The organism is Paenibacillus sp. ClWae2A (assembly GCF_032452295.1).
Lineage (GTDB): Bacteria > Bacillota > Bacilli > Paenibacillales > Paenibacillaceae > Paenibacillus.
This window is the reverse complement of the sequence record NZ_JAULSQ010000002.1, coordinates 185,397-205,485: the sequence shown is the minus strand read 5'-3', so window position 1 is coordinate 205,485 and position 20,089 is coordinate 185,397. Positions and strand designations below refer to the sequence as shown.

The window sequence follows — 20,089 nt, the reverse complement described above, 5'->3', positions numbered from 1 at the left end:
GAATAAATTTCATTTTTGCTAAGGCGTGTCTTAGGGTGTGTCTGCGATAGTCGTTCCTCTGGAACGGCTTTTTTTGTTATAATGCTAACATTCGAATAGAGATACTGAAGAGCAGTAGGGTACATTCATTAGGAGCGATCATATGCATATAGAGTTACCGATACAAGAGATTATTCCTGAGTTAAGACAGTTATTTCGGGATCAAGATACAGGTGTGTTAATTGCAGAGCCGGGGGCGGGGAAAACAACTGTTGTACCGCTGGCTTTGCTGGAGGAGCCGTGGGTTGCGGGACGGAAAATCATAATGCTGGAACCCCGAAGGCTGGCTGCGCGTTCGGCTGCATCGAGACTGGCGGCTACACTAGGGGAAAAAGCGGGTCAGACCGTAGGATATCGTGTACGCATGGATACCAGGGTGAGTCAAGCGACGCGTATTGAAGTTGTGACGGAAGGGGTATTGACCCGGATGTTGCAGCAGGATCAGGGTCTTGAGGATACGGCGATGATTATATTTGATGAATTCCATGAGCGTCACCTACACGGGGATTTGGGCTTGGCTCTGGCATTGGAATCCCGAGCGATGTTACGTCCAGATCTGAAATTGCTGGTGATGTCGGCTACCCTTGATCCTGTTCCTGTCTGTGCATTGCTTGGCGAAGGTACAGGATCAATACATTGTCCGGGTCGCACGTTTCCGGTGGAAACACGATATGTGCCGAGACCAGCAGCCATGCCGCTGGAACAATTCACGGCTCAGACGGTGACGAGGGCATTAGCCGAACAGGAGGGCGACGTGCTTGTTTTCCTTCCTGGCGCAAGAGAGATACACCGTACAGAGCGGGAGTTATCGAACGGTTCTCTTCCTGGACATGTGAAAGTTCATTCTCTGTATGGCAGTATGCCTGTGGAACAACAGGATGAGGCCATACGTCCGGCTGCTGAGGGCACACGCAAAGTGGTACTGTCCACCTCCATTGCGGAATCCAGCCTCACACTTGCTGGAGTTAAGATTGTGGTGGATGCGGGGCTGAGCCGAGCATCGGCATTCTCGCCGCGCACGGGCATGAGCCGGCTTGTTACCCTGCCGGTGTCCAAGGCGTCAGCTGATCAACGGCGGGGTCGTGCAGGGCGAATTGCCCCGGGCGTGTGTTACCGGCTATGGAGCGAAGAGGTTCATGGGGGACTGCCTGAGGCAGCTCGCCCGGAGATCACCTCCGCGGACCTTGCGCCGCTGGCGCTGGAGCTTGCCGTCTGGGGTGCCCAGTCCCCAGCAGAGCTGCAATGGCTGGACACTCCGCCTGACGCCGCCTACGGCCAGGCACAGGCGCTCCTGCGCCAGCTGGGCGGCCTGGACGACGCAGGCCGCATCACGCCCTTCGGGCGGCGGATGAACACGCTTGGCGTGCATCCGCGACTGGCCAGCATGCTGCTCCGCGCGGCGGAGCTTGGGCTGGCCAGCTACGCCAGCATGCTGGCGGCACTGCTGCAGGAGCCTGCGGGCCTCCGCAGCAGTGGCAGTGCAGGCGCGGGCACGGACCTCCGCCCGCGCGTAGAAGCGCTGCTGACCGCGGACAGCAGCGGTATGCCGCAAGCGGCAGCAGCTGTCGCAGACGGTGCGGCCGTGCGGCGCATGCTCCAGGAGAGCCGCCAGCTGCGCTCGGCGCTCGGCCCGTCGGCCGATCCGGTACGGCCGGATGAGGACAGCTGCGGATTGCTGCTGTCCTTCGCCTATCCGGACCGGATCGGGCAACGCCGGGAGGACGGCCGCTACCTGCTGAGCAGCGGCCGCGGCGTACGGCTCGCAGCGACAGAATCGCTGAGCCGTTCAGCGTATCTGGTCGCAGCCGAGGCAGACGACCAGGGCGCAGATGCGCGCATCCTGCTGGCTGCGCCGTTGCAGGAGCAGACATTGTTGCAGGCAGGTCAGCACTTGCTTCACAATGAAGTGCAAGTGGCCTGGGATTCCAATACCCGCAGCGTGCGAGCACATAAGAGACTTCGTATTGGAGCCCTTGTGATTAAAGAGAGCAGTATTGCACAGCCGCCTGAAGATCAGGTGCTGGAAGCACTGTTAACCGGAATACGAATGGAAGGGCTGGTTTGTCTGCCTTGGACAAAAACGTCCAAACAACTTGCGGACAGGCTGCGGTTCCTGCATCTCCATTTACCTGAGTGGCCTGACCTGATCGAAGATGATCTGACCGAAGAGTTGGCAGAACATCTTACCCCTTATCTGACAGGCATGCGATCGGCAGCCGATCTGAAGAGATTGTCGATGCAAGATGTATTACTTGGTGGCCTGAGCTGGGCGCAACGACAACAACTGGACGATGAAGCTCCGACGCATATACAGGTGCCTAGTGGTTCACGTATTCCTGTGGACTACAGCCGTCCAGAGGCGCCTGCTCTGGCGGTGAGATTACAGGAGATGTTTGGACAACAGGAGACACCGCGTATAGCTGGTGGGCGAGTCCCGTTGACCATCCACTTGTTATCGCCGGCTCAGCGCCCTGTACAGGTTACACGAGATTTGGCCAATTTCTGGCGAGAGACGTACTTTGACGTCAAAAAAGACCTGAAAGGTCGTTATCCGAAGCATTACTGGCCGGATAATCCACTTGAAGCGGTCGCCACTAATCGGGCCAAACCACGGGGGAAATAGATGAATTATTTCGTTTTTTCAGATATCAAGAGTTGGCTCCCAAAGGGCGCTCTTCATCAGGCTTAGACTGTGCTGGAACAACGGTAGGTTTTGTAGCTGTTCGATAATTCTCTAGCTTAAAGCATCACTCATTAACTAGGACGTGTCTCAAAACTCGCTGAAGTGCATATTTCACTGCCTTTTCGCCCAATGTTACGTCACTTTGCCTTTTCGCTCCATGCTGCGTTACCTTCCCTTGATGTGCCCCGGCACGCCTGCTGAAAACTTCCGGCATGGAACGATAACTTGGCAAAATCTGCTTCTTTTGAGGTGGAAGGCGCGCCCCAGAGCGTATCTTCAAACCTGCCGAAGCCGAAGCGTAACTGCACGTGCCTAGGGAGCTGAATATGGAGCAGAACCATGGAGCGGAGCGCTAACGAACTTGTGACGTCTTATTCAGCGATTTGAAGCGCCCGCAGCAATCTAAGGAATCTGAAACACGCTATATTTGAATAACCAGCCGTTTACAACGGGTATGTCAGGTGATTTTGGTAAATAACGTGTCTCATGTTCCTTACAAAATAAAATGAGGACCCGAAGGCAAAATAAGACGTCCTCGGTTCCTTAGAAAATCTCCTGGAAAATCGCTAGGATTACACAGCCTCTACTTCAATATGATTTGGCCCCTGACATATTCTTAAACGTATGATCAGACCAAAGAGCGGAGCGCTAACAAACCTGTGAGTCTTATTCAGTAATTTGAAGCGCTCGCAGCACTCTAAGGAATCCTGAAACACGTTTAGTTGAATAACCAGCAATTCATTGCTATTAACACATACGATATTGACTTGCAAACGTTTGAAAGAAACGAAGGCGGGTAATAACATAACGAACCACTCAATAATATGAGGAGGGATTCACTATGCAGAAGAAAATCGTAGGTGTGTTTAATACAGAACGTGAAGCATCGCAGGCTATCGAGGGTCTGAAGGCACAAGGCTTCACTTCAGACGAAATCTCCGTTGTTACACAAGATCGGGACGAACTGAAGGCAATTCGGGAAGAGACAGGTACCAAAGCCCCTGAAGGCGTGGCTGCTGGTGCAGCAACAGGTGGTGTCCTTGGTGGCGTAGCCGGTCTGCTCGCAGGTATCGGTGCACTAGCCATACCCGGCATAGGACCGATTCTGGCCGCAGGCCCTATCGCAGCAGCATTTACCGGTGCAGCTGTGGGTGCAGGAGCTGGCGGATTGGTGGGTGGACTTGTGGGTCTTGGTATTCCGGAAGAGGACGCTAAACAGTATGAGGAGTATGTACAGAATGGTAAAATCCTGCTGCTCGTAGATTCTACGGATCGGGACTCCGATGTATACGATGTGTTCAGTGGCAACAGCCAGCTTAACCGAGACAGAGCCGAAGCAACTCATCGCGGAGATGTGCCAGCCGATCGTCCGGATCTGGATATGGAAGAACGCAGATTGGAAGCTCAAAACAAGGCAGCGCGATTCGGTAACAATACATTCCTGTAATCTTGCCGCGAATTTAATCGATATGAAATAAAACCCAATGACTTATTATCTGCAAAATGGAATGACATATATGATCCACCAGATGGTCATTAGCCGGTTTCCTTAAGGGAAGCCGGCTTTTGTCCCTGTGTTGCATATGGGTGGGTGTCAATAATGTCGGATGGTGTTTTTACCCAGTCAAGCAGGGAATAACAATACATATAACAGTACAGCCAAAGCGAGTCCAATCACCAGTAGCATCAAAGTGAGAAACCGAATTAATCCGGTCGATGCCTGAAACGTTTGCTCATTGATTTGTGTACGCTTCCGATGATACGCTGCTGCCGAATACACAATGATGGATATGCCGCCAATCAGAGAAGTGATACCGGTAATAATCGCCGCAATATGTGCAAGCCGATCATACGCCGAGGAATTGAAGCCGAATCCGGCAGCAAGAAAGCCGATGCCCGCCATGGCAATACCCGTGCGTACCCAGGCCAGAAAAGTTCGCTCGTTAGCCAGATGTTGTTGGACATACTTGGAATCGGTAGTGGTTACGTCTTTGTCTGTGGAAGAAATGTGAATCAACTCCGTTCATTAAATCTACGGCTTCATTTTCATTATATCTCTTATCGCAAAACCAAGAAAGGATGGCTGAATGTATGCCTCGCAAAGAACGAATTACAGAAATAGAGAGCTTAAGGGGAATTGCCTTTGGAGCGGTGGTTCTCCAGCATTCCATCGCACATTACTCATTAGTCCCGGAAACAAGACTGGAGGATGGCGTGTTACTGGCCATACTGCTGATGCTCTCCAAATTTGCAGTTCCTTTATTCATATTCATAACAGGTATGGTGCTCTTCTATAACACGGGAGACAAGCTGCATTACGGCAAGTTTATGAGAAAAAGAGTAAACGACGTGATCGTTCCTTACCTGATCTGGTCACTCATTTATTTTACACTTGCACCGCGGGGCTGGACCGGATTTGGATGGAATGACATCCCAGACCTAGGCCTGAAGTTGCTTACGGGCAAAACGACTTCACACTTTTGGTACATTATTATGTTGATTCAGTTTTATCTGTTATTTCCGCTCTTTTTGCGAGCCATTCGTTATGTATATAACCGATATGAGGCCAAGGGGCGCTTGATCGCATTATTGATTTCTGGTGTGGTGTATCTTGTACTTGCGGATCAATTAAGAAACATCGCCAAGTTTATGGAACGGCTGAATATCCCAGTGCTGACAGATGCTTTTACAACGTATGCAGACCGTAATTTCATTTATTTTTTTATTTATTTTGTGCTAGGTGCAGCAGCGGGGTTATCCATCCAGCACTGGAATGAATGGATTCATCGATTGCGCTGGATATACTGGACAGTGTTTATTGTTCTGGGTCTGCGGTTTACTTATTTATTAATGCTGGAGTTTCAAAAGCCGGAAGGAATCAAAATTACATTCTACACAGTCAGCTTGATCCGCCCTGATATGGCACTCTTTCTGATCGCTTCCATTATGGTCATGTACCAGCTGGCCGGGAAACTGCATAACCTCAGGGCTACACGATTGCTGGGATGGATTGGTGGTGTATCGTATGGCGGTTATCTGATGCATATGTTGATGCTGCGGTATAGCTACATTCCGGATGAGTTGTTTTACGTTGCTATGGGCTGGAACCCTGTCATCCGAATGATCATCACCTGGTTGTTGGCTCTTACATTATCCTGTGTAGTGACATGGCTTATCTCTCGTGTAAGCTGGGGCAAATGGATTGTGGGGACTGTACCCAAGCCTGCTCGAAATGAATGAATATATCAACATATGAAAAATTCACAACAGAATCACAGCTGTGTAGGAATGAACAGGTGTACGAGAGTCGAGAGTATACGAACACAAGATACAGGAGCACAGGTATTACAGCTTTTGCACAGACTTTCTTGTCATTAAAATTCGATCTCACGACTCCCTGAACCCTGAAATAAAAAACTTTTGAACATAAATTAAATTTCATTACATGAAAAATTCACAAAAGTAAACCTTTTTCTGTGCTCACCCAGGCTAACGCGTATTCACACTATTTCTTGCTTGCCTTCCTTAAAGATAGATAAAAGGGAGGCAAAGCGGAGAAAGATGGCAGAACCCGAACATAAGTTTTATAATACTAGATATATAGGTTCTGACAGGAGGGGAATGAACGTGGCTTTTATGATTGCACAGCGGGCATTTATCAAGCTGTATCTGATTACGATGGTTGAACAGCACAGAGGGTATGGTTACGAGATGCTGGAGGCGATGAAGCAGGAATTCAAAGACTACGGTTATGTACCACCCCAGAGCGAGGTATATCGGGCACTGCATGAATTGGTACAGCAAGGAGTTTTTTATCGCACGAAGAAGCTGAAAGGCAATGATCCAAAGGTCGATTTTCAGGAAATCGTTCTATATCATTTTACGGATGATGGTGCGGAAAAAGCTGAGTTATACAAGAAACAGGTCAAAACGGATCTGGATCGTTGTCTCGGCATGTTACACAAGGCAGAAGAGGACAATTACGGTACGAAAGGAAGATGAGCATGAACAGACAGTTACAGTGGGGGGTACTCGGTACGTCAACCATTGCCAAAAATGCAGTCATTCCGGCAATCCAGCAGTCTGAACGTGGTGAGGTGTTGGCGATTGCCAGCCGCAGCAAGGAAAAAGCGGAAACCCTTGCCGAAGAACTCGGCATTGCCAGATCATATGGCAGTTATGAAGAGCTCATCGCTGATCCAGACATTGAAGCTGTCTATATTCCTTTGCCTAACCATATGCACAAAGAATGGACCATCAAAGCGGCACAGGCTGGAAAACACGTGTTGTGTGAGAAACCAGCTGCCCTGAATGCAGATGAATCAGCAGAAATGATTGAGGCGTGTGAGCAGCATGGTATTCTTTTTGCAGAAGCGATTATGTATCGATATCATCCCAAGCACAGACGTGTGCAAGAGATTATAGCTAGTGGAGAGATTGGCATTGTCAGAGCCATCCATGGTAACTTTACCTGTAATACCGCTGATGACAAGGAGAATGTAAGGTTCAAAAGAGAGATGGGCGGCGGATCATTATTTGATCTTGGCGTGTATCCGATCTCGGCGGCCCGGATGTATCTGGGACAGGAACCGGAAGCGGTGACAGTTCACGCTCTATTCTCGGACGAGCATGATGGCGTGGATATGATGGCGTCGGGACTGGTAGAATTTCCGAATTCGGTAGCTTTAACTTTTGACTGTGGCATGTGGGCTTCAGGTCGAGCGGAGATGGAGATTCTCGGGACGGAAGGGCGGATTGAACTTCCCAAAGTATTTGGCTGGGAGAACAGCGATATTCCACCTCAGATTATTGTGCACACTGATTCGGTCAGCCGTGAGGAACGTGTATCCGTGTCGAATTCCTATGTGCTTCAGGTGGAGACATTTGCAACGGCTGTGCTTGATGGAGCAGCTCTACCTTTCAGTCCGGAAAATACCATTCAAAACATGCGCGTGATTGATGCGTGCCTGGAATCGGCTCGAACTCGTCAACGTGTGCAACTGATCGATTAGATTAAGTCAGTTTACACATACTAGAAAACGCAGACTCCATCTTTAGGATGAGAGTCTTTTTTTCTGTCTTAAAATGTTACAATTATAATATTTTACAATTTAAACGTCTGAATTTGATATTTATACCAAATTGATGTGATATAAATAGTCATGAGATGACTTGTTTACTATAATCTAGCAGAACGAACAACTAGAAAGTTACAGCTTGCAGTTATGCATATCGTGACAACGTTCATCTACTTTGAAGGATCGGGAGGCCGGATTGATGAAAAAGTTGATATCCACCGCATTACTGGCATTGTTGTTAACATTTGTTTTCCTCACAGGTTCACAGTTCACTCCAGTCGGACAGCAGAAGGCATCTGCTGCAACATGTACCATCATCAATACGTTTACGGGTGTAGCAAACTATTTGAGTGCAAACGGAACGTTGCCATGTAACTTTATTACCAAATCACAGGCAACAGGACTCGGCTGGGTAGCTTCACAAGGAAACTTGGCTGTAGTGGCTCCTGGGAAAAGCATCGGCGGAGACGTATTTGGCAATCGGGAGGGGCTTCTGCCTTCAGCAAGTGGACGTACATGGCGCGAAGCAGATATTAACTATACTTCCGGCTTCCGTAATTCGGATCGGATTGTGTACTCCAATGATGGACTCATCTACAAAACGACAGATCACTATGCATCATTTACACGCATGAAATAGGTGGAAGGAGCAGCCATGAACACCGTGATTCTGGATGGAGAAGATTTTGCTAGTAGCGCTGAACTTCATCAGCAATTAAAGGATAAGTTGAAGCTGCCGGATTTTTATGGGGGTAATCTCGACGCTCTATGGGATTGCCTGACGGGTACGATTGAACTTCCAGTAGAGCTAAGATGGACCAACTACCGAATCAGCGAAGAACGACTGGGGAATGAAGCAGGCCGGGTACGTGATTTGATGTTGGAGGTACAGGCTGAACAGGCTGGATTTCAATTGCGTGTTGAGGAGTAGGCAGCAAATAAAGGCAGTTCAAATATAATCCGTCCAGCCGAGCAGACCACATGTGGTCTGTTTTTTTTTGTTTGTTATAGGAGGTTGTTCAAAAAGTCCTTGTGTTGATTACGAATCATCTGAAAGTAGAGCGAGATTTTACTTTGCTCACTTGTCGTTAAAATTATTTTCACGAAGGTATTGATTTCTGCATAACTTACGTTAAAATAAAATTAACATGAAAAATATTTTAACGTTAGGGAGTGGAAAGTCATGAACGATAACACAGCAGTTGGCAAGCAAGGTATGGGTGAGTTAATACGAATCAGACCATACATGCAATTTATGCTTAGTAAAGTTGTCTCCAGATTTGGTGATTCGATTGATTCGATTGCTTACAGTTGGATGGTGTACATTCTAACCGGTTCGAAAGTGCTGATGGGTACGTTGCTGGCGGTGAATTTTTTGCCCAATATCCTTCTGGGTCTGTTCGCCGGGGCTTTGGTTGATCGCATGTCTCCCAAAAAAGTGATTGTGATTACGAATACGGGCCGCGGGTTGTTTGTGGGGATTACAGCTCTGCTGTTTGGATTGGGCCAACTTGAAGTCTGGCATCTGTTTGTCATTACAATTCTGAATTCTTTGCTGGAATGCTTCACTACTCCTGCGGAAGTGTCCAGTGTCCCCCGATTGCTTCCCCCATCAATGCTGCTTTCAGGTAATGCGATGTCCTCTTCCGCAACCAGAGTGGCCGAACTCGCAGGACTTGCAGTGGCGGGTGCCCTTATTGCTACAATAGGCATTGCCTGGACGATCCTGATTGATGCGGGGTTGTTTGCGCTAAGTGCTTTAATTATGAGCCGAGTAGGCTACCCTGAAGTCTCAACATCTGCTAACAATGAAGATAAAATATTAACTGAAATGAATTCTCTTTCATCCGAAAAAAGTAGTATATTCTCCGAAATGGCGGAAGCTTTTCATTTTCTCCGTAAACATGCCTTATTGTTAATTGTCTCCATCCTGTTTGCCTTCGTTAATTTCTGCCTGATGCCGTTCAATGTTCTCCGTACACCCTATGTCATTGAAACGTTGCATGCTGGCGCTGGGGGATTAAGTCTGCTCAGTGGGCTGATGGTGGGAGGTATGTTGCTTAGTGGTGTATGGTTGACACAAAGGGGAGCGAATTATCGTAAAAGTGTGCTGGTCATCAGTGGTATTGTCATGTTGGGTCTCAGTTATGCGATGACGGCACTACCCGCTTACATGACTTCCTTCCAACTGTCGGTTGCAGCGGCCTTTTGTCTACTGATGGGTATGGGGATTCCGCTGGCTACAACACCGCTGGCTACCTATCTGATGGAAGTTACCCCTTCGGAGATGCTGGGCAGAGTGTATGCCCTTCAGACTATGCTTGTCTTGAGTGTTGCACCCCTTGGGAGCCTGGCTTCGGGAGCACTTGCAGATTGGCTGACCATGCCTGTTCTTTTTATCGTTTTTGGTATTATGCTTGCCATGTCAGCAGGTATGCTGTTATTTAGCAAAAGTTTTCGAAGTGCTCTGTGAAGATATCCAGATGTGATCATTAGCCGATTTTCTGTATCAAGTCATTTCCGGCTCGTTTTGACCGAAGTCCTGACGCAGCGGTATAATAGAGACATCGATGGACAACAGGTACCCCGGAAATGAGGATACAGGGATGGAGCACAAGGTTCTTTCAACAATTGAAGAAATTAAAATCTACTCCGATCCGTATCGGATACAGATTATGAATATGTTTAACAAGCAGGGCAGACCATCCACTGTCAAAGAGATCGCCGACCAGATGGGTGAGGTGCCAGCCAAAGTTCACTATCATGTAAAAAAGCTGGAGAAAATCGGTCTGCTGACGATCGTTTCCACACGTGAGATTAATGGGATTATCGCAAAATACTACGAACCATTCACCGGAGAGATCCATCTCCGTCACGAAGATGAAGACAAGGAAAACTCTCCATTGAAACAGGTGTTTCGGTCCGAGACGCTCAAATTATTAAATGAGATGTTCGAACAAAGTCGTCAGCGATTCATGCATCAGGCGGAAAACGAAGATCGGATGTTTCTCTCGGATATCACGCTGTACGCAACCCGTGAGGAAGTAGAGCAGTTGTATAAAAACATCATAAAACTCTGTGAACCCTATACAACAAAAGAGAATCGACAGGGGGAACATGAGGTCTTTCAGTTATTCTCTGCTCTCTCTAAACCTATAGTGAAAATACCTGCTTCCAAGACAGATGCAAAAGAGAAGAAGAAAGCTACGTCTAATAAGGGCAAATCAACTCCGAAAACGTCTCGATCTGTGTCTAAGCGGCAGGAGTCTGCATCATCTGATAGTGAATCGAAAGAATAAATGAATGGATGGAATCCATGGGTTCAGCGTTATCGCTGGAAGCAAGTAACGGCAAACGTGAGAGACTGCTTCGGAGAAAACTAGAAAAAGCCGCCCAATGGCGGCTTTTTAATGCGTGATAAGGAAGGCAAATGGTGGAGCAGCCTATGGAATCCAATTCAATTTTTTTCGCTTACCGTTTCAGTTCATAACGAAGTTACATGTTCTCATCATAGCCCTTCACATCACGTTTGGCTGCGGTTGCGGGGGAGTTGGATGTACCATATTCTTCGACCGCTTCCCAGGCATCTGCGTTGTCGAACTTGCCAGCCCGCTGCTGTCTTCCTTCTCCAGCACCACTCGGAGGCATGGTCATTACTTCCTCTTCAACGGGCCGATCGTTGCTGATCTCCCGATTAGGTGTGTCGTCAATACAGTAAGCGGTATAAGGGATAGCCTCAAGTCGTTCGAAGGGAATATCTTCTCCGCACGTTACACAGGTTCCATATGTACCTTGCTCCATACGTTCCAATGCATCGTTCACTTGATTGAATTCGTCTGTTAATGTATCGTCAATCGCCAGATCACGGCTACGTTCAAATGTTTCTGTACCGGCATCTGCTGGATGATTATCATAGGAGGACAGCTCACCGGTTGAATCTTTCAGCGACTCGACTGGAGCACCGTCTTCCATGCTGGATTCAAAATGACGCTGCAAGTTTTCACGTTGCTCCAAAAGGGCGTTTTTCAGTATTTGATGTTGATCTTTAGTTAATGTACTCATAAGGACATGCTCCTTTCCCGTTGTGGGGTGTAGTGAGTCTTTACCCGAATTGGATGAAAAGCAATCATTTTCGTGAGGAATAGGGCTGTATCGTTTTATATCTGACGGATTATGTGTTATAAAAAATAGAGAGAGAAAATGCCGTATGATATTTACAGGAAATAGAACCACGGCTTGGCTTATAATGGAGGTTGTCAATATGGATGAACATATGAAACGAAGATTGGATAAACAGAGACAATTGTTTAAACAATTGGGTGTGCAGCTAGATGCGTTATCGATTCATGAAAAACAATTTAATTATAAACTTCGTGGTTATGATCCGGATGAGGTAGATGCTTATCTTGATCTGGTCATCAAAGATTACGAACGTTTCTATGCCAATATTGCAGATCTGATGGACAAATGGCAAGAACAGCAGTTAACGATCCGCGATCTCAAGTCGTCCGCGAAACCGGTTGAAGATCCGACCAAGATTGATCGCAAACAGCTGGATGATATTGTGAAACAACTGGAATACAGTGTGCGACAGCTCAAGATCAGAGCACGTCCCGAAAAGGATCTGTTCTCTGAATAACGTCAGCATGTCCTGGATTATATTAAATAAAGGTGGTTAATCATGAGTACTCATTTTTCGGTCAGTGTGCATTGTTTGTTGTTATTGTCACTCAGCGCGCCTGAACGAATCACGTCTGCACACATTGCAGGTAGCGTGAATACCAACCCTGTCGTCGTCAGACGTATTCTGGGCGGGCTGAAAAAGGCAGGATTGGTGAACTCCTCTCCTGGAACAAGAGGCTTCTACTTAGCGAAGCCATCAAGTGAAATCACATTAGCGATGATCTATCAGGCTGCCAAGGACGAAGGTCCATTGTTCCCGATTCACGGCAATTGTAACCCGGATTGTGAAGTGGGCTTGCATATAGACAGCTTGCTGACTAATCTGTATCAGGTTGCCGAGGCGAAGGTGGAGCAGTTCTTTGCATCCATTACGCTCGAAGATATGGAACGCTCCTGTACTCAGATGCAAGCTGTTCCATCACAGACAGAGTAAATTGCAGTAAGACGAAAAGTTCATGTTGGTTTTAAGTACCGAGAAGATGGGATGAAGTTAGAAATGGAGTAGCGGAGCGTAGGAAACTACGTGAGCAACTACAATGTTTCCTAAGGAAACAACCTTCGTAAGCATATGCTTAATTCGGCTGAATTCCATATTCGATGCTGCGATGCCGTTAGGCATCCTTCGTAATCAAAAGCGGACTTTTTGAACGACCTCTTAAAGGAAAGGTGGGTTGTTATATGAAAATTGTAGTAATCTCTGACACGCATTGTTCACGTAAATCACAGAAATTACCGGTTAGGCTCCTTGATGTACTGCCGAGTGCCGATCTCATTCTTCATGCCGGTGACTGGTCGGATTGGAGCGTATACCCATTGCTTAGCGAGTATGCACCTGTTGAAGGGGTAGCTGGTAATACGGACCCGTCCGAAATCGCTGAAAAACTGGGGTATTCCCGTATTGTTGAAGTGGAAGGACTTCGTCTGGGGCTTGTGCACGGTCATCTGGGATCAAAGGGTACGGAGCAAAATGCAATTCATACCTTTGCAGGCCAGCATGTGGATGCTGTGATCTACGGACACTCACACATCCCGGTGATGCATACCGTGGATAACACACTGGTATTTAATCCGGGGTCGCCTACGGATAAGCGTTTTCAGAAGCAATACTCATTTGGCATCATGACAATAGATCAGGGGAAAATACAGGCTGAACATGTGTTCTTTGATCGGGATTAGAGAGATATGCGCTGGTTGCAAGTTGGACGAGTACAAGAACCAAAGCCAGCTACAGAAGTCGCGACTTGATAACTGACAGGGAACCTTTTCTTTAAATTTCATCTTATATATAATTATTGTACAAGGCATCTTTGAACAGAATTGAACTCTGTTCCAAGGATGTCTTTTTTGATTTGAGATCACATCATTCTCTCGGGAAGTTATCTCTGAATGGGGAATGTGCTCTGTTCGTTATCTGTCATTCATCTGTTGGCGTTTTCCCCTATGGTGAAGTTAAGTGGAGTGATACAATGCCTTTACGACATGAAATGAATACGTTTACATAAGGAGATGGATCATGATGAAACTGTCTGTATTCACCGTGGCTACCCCTGATCTGAATGCAGAAGAATTGGCATCGGCTGCGGCAGCAGCGGGGATTGATGGGATTGAGTGGAGATTCCGTGGAATTCCTGAAGATGCTATGTCTGAAGAGCCTTCTTACTGGAGAAATAATCGATGCTCGGTAGATCCGAGCCGCTGGGAGGAACAGGTTCCTGTTTTTCGTGAAGCAGCGTTGGGGCAAGGTAGAAAATCCATCGCACTTGTACCGTATCTGAACTGTGAAGATCTGTCTGCCACCAAGCAAGCGTTTCAGGCTGCGGCTGGTTTAGGAGCATCTATGATGCGTGTGGGTGTTCCTGGATATGATCGCAAGACCAGTTATCCTGAGTTGTATCGTAAGGCCGTTGATTACCTGAGTGAAGTACAAGATCTGGCCAAACAGTACAACATCAAGGCGATTGTAGAGACACATCACCAGACGATTGCACCGACGGCATCGCTGGCCTATCGGCTTGTGCAATCGCTCGACCCGCAGCATGTGGGTGTATTGTACGATCCAGGCAATATGGTGCATGAAGGATATGAGAATCATCGGATGGGACTTGAGTTGCTGGGCCCTTATCTGGCTCATGTACATGTAAAAAATGCCGGGTGGTTTGAAGCAGAAGGGAAAGATTTGCAAAAGGCTAATGTGACTGAGAAGAGCAACGGAGTGGCTCTGAATACAGCCTGGAAATGTCACTGGACGCCGCTGACTGAAGGTATGGTCGATTGGGTACAGATGGTGCGGGATCTTCGTGCCGTTGGGTATGACGGATACTACGGAATTGAGGACTTTAGTGGTGCCTTGGAATCCAAGGCGATGTTACAGCATTTTGCAGACATTTTCGCCGAAATTGAGCGACGTGTGGACGAGGAGGAGCAGTCATGAGTATCGTACGAGTAGCGGTGATTGGTATTGGAAACATGGGAGCAGCACATGCCAGAACGTTGGTGGCTGGAGAAGTACCCGGTGCGGAATTGGTCGCCGTATGTGATGTAAGAAGAGAGATGGAGAGCTGGGTATCCAGTCATCTTCCGGCAACGGTCACCTATTGGCAGGATGCTGAGCAGATGATGGCTTCGGGTACGATTGATGCAGTCATTATTGCAACGCCGCATTATGACCATCCGGAACAGGCCATTCAGGCTTTCCAGCATGGCTTGCATGTCATGATCGAGAAGCCGGCCGGTGTATATACGAAACAGGTACGCAAGATGAATGAAGCGGCCGCAGCCAGTGGCAAAGTCTTTTCCATGATGTACAACCAGCGGACCAATCCACTCTACATTAAGCTGAGAGACTTGATTGCTTCGGGAGAACTGGGCGAGGTACGGCGTACCAACTGGATTATTACGAACTGGTATCGATCCCAAAGTTACTATGATTCCGGCGGCTGGCGGGCAACTTGGGCAGGGGAAGGTGGCGGTGTACTGATTAACCAGGACCCGCATCAACTGGATCTGTGGCAGTGGACCATTGGCATGATGCCGGTGCGCATGCGTGCTTTCTGTTCGTTTGGCAAGTATCGGAATATTGAAGTGGAAGATGATGTAACGGCTTATGTGGAGTATGAAAATGGAGCAACAGGTGTATTTGTAACGACTACTGGCGAAGCACCGGGTACGAACCGATTTGAGGTCAACGGAGACCGAGGTAAAATCGTAATCGAAGATGGAAAGCTTACGTTCTGGCGACTTCGGGAATCTGAGCCCGAATTCAATCAGCGGTTTACCGGAGGTTTTGGACAGCCAGAATGCTGGAAATGTGAAATCCCGATTACAGGTGTGGAAACGGGTCACCCTGGCCTGATTCGTAACTGGGTTGACTCGATTCGTACAGGCGCATCACTTATTGCTCCCGGTAAAGATGGTATACACGGATTGACGTTATCCAATGCGATGCTGCTGTCCACTTGGACGGATAACTGGGTGGATCTGCCGATCGATGAGGATCTGTTCTATGAGCATCTGCAAGAACGTATTGCTGGTTCCACGACAAAGAAAGATAAGGCATTCAGTGGCAGTCAACCTGCTGATCTGAGTCAGACGTTTAAATGAAGATGTCATGTAAGACGAATTCATTGTAATCAACATTTTATAAAAGGGATGGGATGACATGGCTAAAGACGGGATGTTCTATGCACCGAAAAGTGTTACAAAAGAGGTCGTATGTGGTTCGGGTGAGTTCACGATTGCTGCTGTTGCACTGGATCATGGACACATCTACGGCATGGTTGGGGCATTGTTGGAGGCTGGAGCTACTCTCAAGTGGGTGTATGATCCGGACCCGGCGAAGGTAGAGGCATTTCGGAAGCAGTTCCCGCAGGCTCAAGTCGCTGGATCTGAAGCAGAGGTGCTTGCCGATGATGAGGTGTTATTGGTGGCAAGTGCAGCGATCACTTCAGATCGTGCGCCGCTTGGTATGAGAGTTCTGGCCGCAGGCAAGGATTATTTTACAGACAAAGCCCCATTTACCACGCTGGAGCAATTAAAGCTTGCACGAGAAGAAGTGAAGCGAACAGGCAAAAAGTATATGGTGTATTACAGTGAACGACTGCATGTAGAAAGTGCGATCTATGCTGGGCAGCTCATTGAACAGGGGGCAATCGGCAAAGTAGTGCAAGTTATGGGTACAGGCCCGCATCGCTTAAATGCCGGAGGAAGACCCGACTGGTTCTTCAAGCATGAGCAGTATGGCGGCATTCTATGTGATATCGGGAGTCACCAGATCGAACAATTTCTGACGTTTGCATCATGTACGGACGCTGAGGTAGGGTTCAGTCGTGTGCATAACTTCAATCACCCACAGTTCCCGGAACTGGAAGACTTCGGCGAAGCTTCTCTGATTGGTGATAACGGAGCTTCCGGTTACTTCCGAGTAGATTGGTTCACACCGGATGGTCTGGGCACATGGGGCGATGGGCGTACAGTTATTCTGGGAACGGACGGTTATATCGAACTGCGGAAGTATATCGACATCGCAAGGGAACCTCAGGGGGATCAGGTGTACCTGGTCAATCATGAAGGGGAGTACCGCTACAATGTAAAAGGCAAGGTTGGTTACCCGTTCTTCGGCCAACTCATTCGCGATTGCCTGGATCGCACCGAGACAGCCATGACACAGGAACATGCCTTCAAAGCGGCAGAACTCTGTCTGATTGCACAACATAAAGCGATGAGCGAGCGCGTGGTGTGGAGCAGCGGAGCGAAGTAAATGTTTTAGGTGAAGGGGAGCAAAGGTTGATTACTATAGATTATCCGTAAATCTTCTTTTGTTGAGTGAAGAAAGAGCAGCCCAAATGTAAAACTGCATCCAACAGGTTAGTCTTTTCTAACAAATGGAGCAGTTCGCACTGGGGCTGCTTTTTTTTGAGTACTTTCGTGACTTCGCAGATGGATTAATTTGGGTTATATTATATGTAGTTCGGATATTCGTTAAAAAGAGAGGTATCTACGAAGTTCGTAGATATGATGTTATACGACAGAATCTCATAGAAAAGCATTTTATAAAAGGGAGATCAAAAATGAATTCTGAAAATTTTTCATGGACAGAAGTCTACTCGTCTTGGAAATATTTTGTTGAAAATTATAGCTATAAATCTATTAAAGATCCGATCTTCAAACAAGTTCAAATACAATCACAATCGAATCCTAATCTTAACATTGGAACTGGAATAATAGATTGGTGGCCGACTAATGAAATTGAATATAGAACAAAAAAGTTAAATGATAGAGGTATCCTAGGGGCTGATTGGGATACGGTAGTAGGTTTTAACCGAACTGCTGAAATGTTATGGGAAAACAAAGAAAATAATGAAAAACAAGCTCTGATTTGGATTGCTGCTGGATTGAATGAAATATTAACTCATCTCCCAGAAGAATGGAGAGGAAACTCGTATAGATTTATCTTTGAAACTAAATTGAATATTATGAAAGAATTTAAAGATAGAAATATGTGGTCATGGCACGCCTCGACCAAGAATTTCTTGCCTGTCAAAGTTAATAAATTCATGGAATTATATTCTGCCCCGATGGAGATATATAACTTAATAAATATCATAGCTATCGATAATGCTTTTTCAAGAAATGCATGGACATTAGTGCATGTTTCTCGAGAAGAAGATGACTCCGTATAACATAATATTCTCGCTGAGGGCATACGCCCTTGGTCCGACATTCAGCCGGACACTCAGCATGGGCTGAGTCGTAAATACAGGAACGTTATATGACAGTGCGATGATAGAATTTAAAGGAGGGAACTCGTGATGACAAATAAAGAATACAAAGAGCTAGTAGAAGCTAAGTATGGTAAGTCCTTAAAAGAAGTGATGAGTTTCTAGGAAGTAGGTACAGCCGGACACACCCGGGCGTCGCGAATACAGGAACGTTACACGATAGAATCAAACACAATAGAAAAGAGGATCATATGATCCTCTGAATGCTAGAGTTTTGCAATTCACTAAAGAGTTGTAGAGCGTCTTTGAAACCTTGTATGTAGATACTTCTTTCTAAGATGGATTGAAGAGAAATTTGAGCGTCTTCGTAGAGAAAAACCGTATGTTGAAGTTGATCGGGCAAAGCATCACGAAGTGTTTTAAAGTATTGATCTGTCTCCGCAGAAAGTTGATTGTATTCCGCATGACATCCTAGAAGCTCAGTATAGAGTAATTCTAGACGTATTCTTATAAGCGGTTCTGTTAGCGATTCTAATGTATTAGCCATATCATGTTCCTCCTTCAATTAACTCCATAGAGTTATTATATAACCTTATAAAGTTAATTTCAAGGTGAATATTTGATTTTATAGAGTTAAAAACTCGCTTTTCGTTGATGATTACTAATGTGGAAGATAAGATAGAGTTATGGAGGGGAAGAAATGAAAGTAATCAAGTGTAATATACGAGAACTCATGGCAGAACATCGAATAGATGATATAACGGAATTGATGGTGAAATCAGGTCTAAGTCGGAACTCAATCAACAAGTTATATAGAGAGACGAATATAGAAACAACAAAATTAGAAACACTATTCAAGTTGTGTGATACGTTTAATTGTAAGTTGTCTGATTTGATCGAATATGTGCCAGAAGAGAATAAATAGTGAGAGCCGTTTCGAGAAGCGATTCCGTCGTATAACATAGTATTCAAGCAGCGGCTCTTAACAGAGCCTTGGTCTGCTGGATGAATTTTGTGGAAGCGTTTCAGCAGACACATCCGACTTCGTCGGACGTCATGAATACAGGAACGTTATGAGAAATTATTGCAAGAAAAAATATCAAAGATAAATAAAAGTGATTGAAGGAGAATCCTAAATGAAGATTGCAATTATAACTGATATACATGGTAATTATCCGGCATTGAGTGCCGTATTCTCTGATATTGTTTTCCGCGGGGACATCGAACATACATATTGTCTGGGTGATATGATTGGTATCGGCCCTAACTCTAACGAAGTGCTTGAAGAGATAATGAATCGAAAGGATGTATCGGCGGTTTCAGGTAATCATGAAGAAGCGGTTTTAAAACTACTGCAAGGGAAAGATACCTTGCCAGGTCATGAAATGATTGCTGAACATCATAAGTGGGTCGGTAAGCAGCTAAAAAAAGAAAATATCAAGTTTATAGAAAATCTCCCTCAGACATTAGAAGTTGAAATAGAAGGGAAAAAAATATTAATAACGCATTACCATATGAAGAAAGAAGAAAGAGAAATAATAGATGAAACCCCTTCGGGATTAAAATTAGACGCAAGGTATGAAGGCTCACCGTATACTCTCGTTTGTTTTGGTCATCATCATCCAATCCATTACTTCAAGACAGATCAAAGAGTTTATTTGAATCCTGGAGCTTTAGGTTGTAATGATCATGCGATTGCAAGATACGCGGTAGTAGAACTGAAAAAAAGAACAGTGAATATTCAACTTATAGGAATCACATATGATAATAAAGCATTTTTGGAGTCTTTTGAGCAGTTAAAAGTTCCAGACAGAGAGTTTATGATAAAAGCATTTCATGGGAACCAACTTGAGAGAGATTTCAAAGATGGAAATAACATCTCATAACAT

At 46.3% G+C, this 20,089-nt stretch carries 21 protein-coding genes; 18 read left to right on the top strand and 3 right to left on the bottom strand.

The features are described from left to right. The first annotated feature begins 142 nt into the window (after window positions 1–142). Entirely contained in the window at window positions 143–2,662 is a 2,520-nt protein-coding gene (gene hrpB, locus QVE09_RS06955) for an ATP-dependent helicase HrpB (protein WP_315936272.1), read from the top strand. 901 nt (window positions 2,663–3,563) lie between these two features. Further along, on the top strand, window positions 3,564–4,169 hold the full coding sequence (locus tag QVE09_RS06950; protein WP_315936271.1) for a general stress protein: 606 nt from the start codon (window positions 3,564–3,566) through the stop codon (window positions 4,167–4,169). Between the two features lie 177 nt (window positions 4,170–4,346). On the opposite strand, the gene QVE09_RS06945 is transcribed toward QVE09_RS06950, so the two are convergent. Then, window positions 4,347–4,739 (bottom strand): YidH family protein, encoded by a 393-nt coding sequence (locus tag QVE09_RS06945; protein WP_315936270.1) that lies wholly within the window; start codon window positions 4,737–4,739, stop codon window positions 4,347–4,349. 74 nt (window positions 4,740–4,813) lie between these two features. Between QVE09_RS06945 and QVE09_RS06940 the strand changes: the two genes are divergently transcribed. The 7 genes from QVE09_RS06940 (at window position 4,814) to QVE09_RS06910 (ending at window position 11,099) form a co-directional block, all read left to right on the top strand. Beyond that, window positions 4,814–5,962, top strand: a complete 1,149-nt coding sequence (locus QVE09_RS06940) for an acyltransferase (protein WP_315936269.1) — start codon at window positions 4,814–4,816, stop codon at window positions 5,960–5,962. Between the two features lie 387 nt (window positions 5,963–6,349). Then, window positions 6,350–6,724 carry a replication termination protein gene (locus QVE09_RS06935; protein WP_036609188.1) on the top strand — a complete coding sequence of 125 codons (375 nt, stop codon included), beginning with the start codon at window positions 6,350–6,352 and terminating at the stop codon, window positions 6,722–6,724. Window positions 6,725–6,726: 2 nt separating this feature from the next. Continuing rightward, the gene (locus QVE09_RS06930) at window positions 6,727–7,734 is read left to right on the top strand and encodes a Gfo/Idh/MocA family protein (protein ID WP_315936268.1); all 1,008 of its coding nucleotides are present in this window, start codon (window positions 6,727–6,729) and stop codon (window positions 7,732–7,734) included. Between the two features lie 265 nt (window positions 7,735–7,999). After that, entirely contained in the window at window positions 8,000–8,440 is a 441-nt protein-coding gene (locus tag QVE09_RS06925) for a ribonuclease (RefSeq protein ID WP_091031755.1), read from the top strand. Between the two features lie 15 nt (window positions 8,441–8,455). Further along, the gene (locus tag QVE09_RS06920) at window positions 8,456–8,731 is read left to right on the top strand and encodes a barstar family protein (protein ID WP_315936267.1); all 276 of its coding nucleotides are present in this window, start codon (window positions 8,456–8,458) and stop codon (window positions 8,729–8,731) included. Between the two features lie 252 nt (window positions 8,732–8,983). After that, a complete protein-coding gene (locus QVE09_RS06915; RefSeq protein ID WP_315936266.1) occupies window positions 8,984–10,273 on the top strand; it encodes an MFS transporter in 1,290 nt (429 codons plus the stop codon). Between the two features lie 133 nt (window positions 10,274–10,406). After that, window positions 10,407–11,099 carry an ArsR/SmtB family transcription factor gene (locus tag QVE09_RS06910; protein ID WP_315936265.1) on the top strand — a complete coding sequence of 231 codons (693 nt, stop codon included), beginning with the start codon at window positions 10,407–10,409 and terminating at the stop codon, window positions 11,097–11,099. Between the two features lie 196 nt (window positions 11,100–11,295). Here the strand turns inward: QVE09_RS06910 and QVE09_RS06905 are convergent, their stop codons facing one another. After that, window positions 11,296–11,862, bottom strand: a complete 567-nt coding sequence (locus QVE09_RS06905; RefSeq protein ID WP_036609176.1) for a TraR/DksA C4-type zinc finger protein — start codon at window positions 11,860–11,862, stop codon at window positions 11,296–11,298. Between the two features lie 199 nt (window positions 11,863–12,061). Here QVE09_RS06905 and QVE09_RS06900 point away from each other — a divergent pair, with 199 nt between their 5' ends. From QVE09_RS06900 to QVE09_RS06870, 7 genes are all read left to right on the top strand, one after another. Continuing rightward, the gene (locus QVE09_RS06900) at window positions 12,062–12,439 is read left to right on the top strand and encodes a DivIVA domain-containing protein (protein ID WP_017689054.1); all 378 of its coding nucleotides are present in this window, start codon (window positions 12,062–12,064) and stop codon (window positions 12,437–12,439) included. 42 nt (window positions 12,440–12,481) lie between these two features. Then, window positions 12,482–12,916, top strand: a complete 435-nt coding sequence (locus QVE09_RS06895; RefSeq protein ID WP_017689053.1) for an Rrf2 family transcriptional regulator — start codon at window positions 12,482–12,484, stop codon at window positions 12,914–12,916. Window positions 12,917–13,161: 245 nt separating this feature from the next. Then, window positions 13,162–13,659, top strand: a complete 498-nt coding sequence (locus QVE09_RS06890) for a metallophosphoesterase family protein (protein WP_315936264.1) — start codon at window positions 13,162–13,164, stop codon at window positions 13,657–13,659. Between the two features lie 340 nt (window positions 13,660–13,999). Continuing rightward, complete coding sequence (locus QVE09_RS06885) at window positions 14,000–14,914, top strand: sugar phosphate isomerase/epimerase family protein (RefSeq protein ID WP_315936875.1); 915 nt, start codon at window positions 14,000–14,002, stop codon at window positions 14,912–14,914. Continuing rightward, a complete protein-coding gene (locus QVE09_RS06880; protein WP_315936263.1) occupies window positions 14,911–16,083 on the top strand; it encodes a Gfo/Idh/MocA family protein in 1,173 nt (390 codons plus the stop codon). The genes QVE09_RS06885 and QVE09_RS06880 overlap by 4 nt, the downstream gene beginning before the upstream one ends. Window positions 16,084–16,141: 58 nt before the next feature. Beyond that, a complete protein-coding gene (locus QVE09_RS06875; protein WP_315936262.1) occupies window positions 16,142–17,239 on the top strand; it encodes a Gfo/Idh/MocA family protein in 1,098 nt (365 codons plus the stop codon). Between the two features lie 310 nt (window positions 17,240–17,549). Continuing rightward, a complete protein-coding gene (locus tag QVE09_RS06870) occupies window positions 17,550–18,161 on the top strand; it encodes a hypothetical protein (protein ID WP_090738642.1) in 612 nt (203 codons plus the stop codon). Window positions 18,162–18,447: 286 nt separating this feature from the next. Here QVE09_RS06870 and QVE09_RS06865 read toward each other — a convergent pair whose 3' ends face one another. Beyond that, on the bottom strand, window positions 18,448–18,747 hold the full coding sequence (locus QVE09_RS06865; protein ID WP_315936261.1) for a hypothetical protein: 300 nt from the start codon (window positions 18,745–18,747) through the stop codon (window positions 18,448–18,450). Window positions 18,748–18,900: 153 nt separating this feature from the next. Between QVE09_RS06865 and QVE09_RS06860 the strand changes: the two genes are divergently transcribed. Next, complete coding sequence (locus QVE09_RS06860) at window positions 18,901–19,125, top strand: helix-turn-helix domain-containing protein (protein WP_315936260.1); 225 nt, start codon at window positions 18,901–18,903, stop codon at window positions 19,123–19,125. A 211-nt stretch (window positions 19,126–19,336) separates the two neighbouring features. After that, a complete protein-coding gene (locus tag QVE09_RS06855) occupies window positions 19,337–20,086 on the top strand; it encodes a metallophosphoesterase family protein (RefSeq protein WP_315936259.1) in 750 nt (249 codons plus the stop codon). Window positions 20,087–20,089: the final 3 nt, after the last annotated feature.

Excerpts from the sequence above, each read along its gene's own strand:
- QVE09_RS06915 (WP_315936266.1), top strand. The coding sequence starts at position 8,984 with ATGAACGATAACACAGCAGTTGGCAAGCAAGGTATGGGTGAGTTAATA.
- hrpB (WP_315936272.1), top strand. The coding sequence starts at position 143 with ATGCATATAGAGTTACCGATACAAGAGATTATTCCTGAGTTAAGACAG.
- QVE09_RS06870 (WP_090738642.1), top strand. The coding sequence starts at position 17,550 with ATGAATTCTGAAAATTTTTCATGGACAGAAGTCTACTCGTCTTGGAAA.
- QVE09_RS06950 (WP_315936271.1), top strand. The coding sequence starts at position 3,564 with ATGCAGAAGAAAATCGTAGGTGTGTTTAATACAGAACGTGAAGCATCG.
- QVE09_RS06925 (WP_091031755.1), top strand. The coding sequence starts at position 8,000 with ATGAAAAAGTTGATATCCACCGCATTACTGGCATTGTTGTTAACATTT.
- QVE09_RS06940 (WP_315936269.1), top strand. The coding sequence starts at position 4,814 with ATGCCTCGCAAAGAACGAATTACAGAAATAGAGAGCTTAAGGGGAATT.
- QVE09_RS06895 (WP_017689053.1), top strand. The coding sequence starts at position 12,482 with ATGAGTACTCATTTTTCGGTCAGTGTGCATTGTTTGTTGTTATTGTCA.
- QVE09_RS06860 (WP_315936260.1), top strand. The coding sequence starts at position 18,901 with ATGAAAGTAATCAAGTGTAATATACGAGAACTCATGGCAGAACATCGA.
- QVE09_RS06910 (WP_315936265.1), top strand. The coding sequence starts at position 10,407 with ATGGAGCACAAGGTTCTTTCAACAATTGAAGAAATTAAAATCTACTCC.
- QVE09_RS06855 (WP_315936259.1), top strand. The coding sequence starts at position 19,337 with ATGAAGATTGCAATTATAACTGATATACATGGTAATTATCCGGCATTG.
- QVE09_RS06875 (WP_315936262.1), top strand. The coding sequence starts at position 16,142 with ATGGCTAAAGACGGGATGTTCTATGCACCGAAAAGTGTTACAAAAGAG.
- QVE09_RS06920 (WP_315936267.1), top strand. The coding sequence starts at position 8,456 with ATGAACACCGTGATTCTGGATGGAGAAGATTTTGCTAGTAGCGCTGAA.
- QVE09_RS06900 (WP_017689054.1), top strand. The coding sequence starts at position 12,062 with ATGGATGAACATATGAAACGAAGATTGGATAAACAGAGACAATTGTTT.
- QVE09_RS06885 (WP_315936875.1), top strand. The coding sequence starts at position 14,000 with ATGAAACTGTCTGTATTCACCGTGGCTACCCCTGATCTGAATGCAGAA.
- QVE09_RS06865 (WP_315936261.1), bottom strand. The coding sequence starts at position 18,747 with ATGGCTAATACATTAGAATCGCTAACAGAACCGCTTATAAGAATACGT.
- QVE09_RS06880 (WP_315936263.1), top strand. The coding sequence starts at position 14,911 with ATGAGTATCGTACGAGTAGCGGTGATTGGTATTGGAAACATGGGAGCA.
- QVE09_RS06930 (WP_315936268.1), top strand. The coding sequence starts at position 6,727 with ATGAACAGACAGTTACAGTGGGGGGTACTCGGTACGTCAACCATTGCC.
- QVE09_RS06905 (WP_036609176.1), bottom strand. The coding sequence starts at position 11,862 with ATGAGTACATTAACTAAAGATCAACATCAAATACTGAAAAACGCCCTT.
- QVE09_RS06890 (WP_315936264.1), top strand. The coding sequence starts at position 13,162 with ATGAAAATTGTAGTAATCTCTGACACGCATTGTTCACGTAAATCACAG.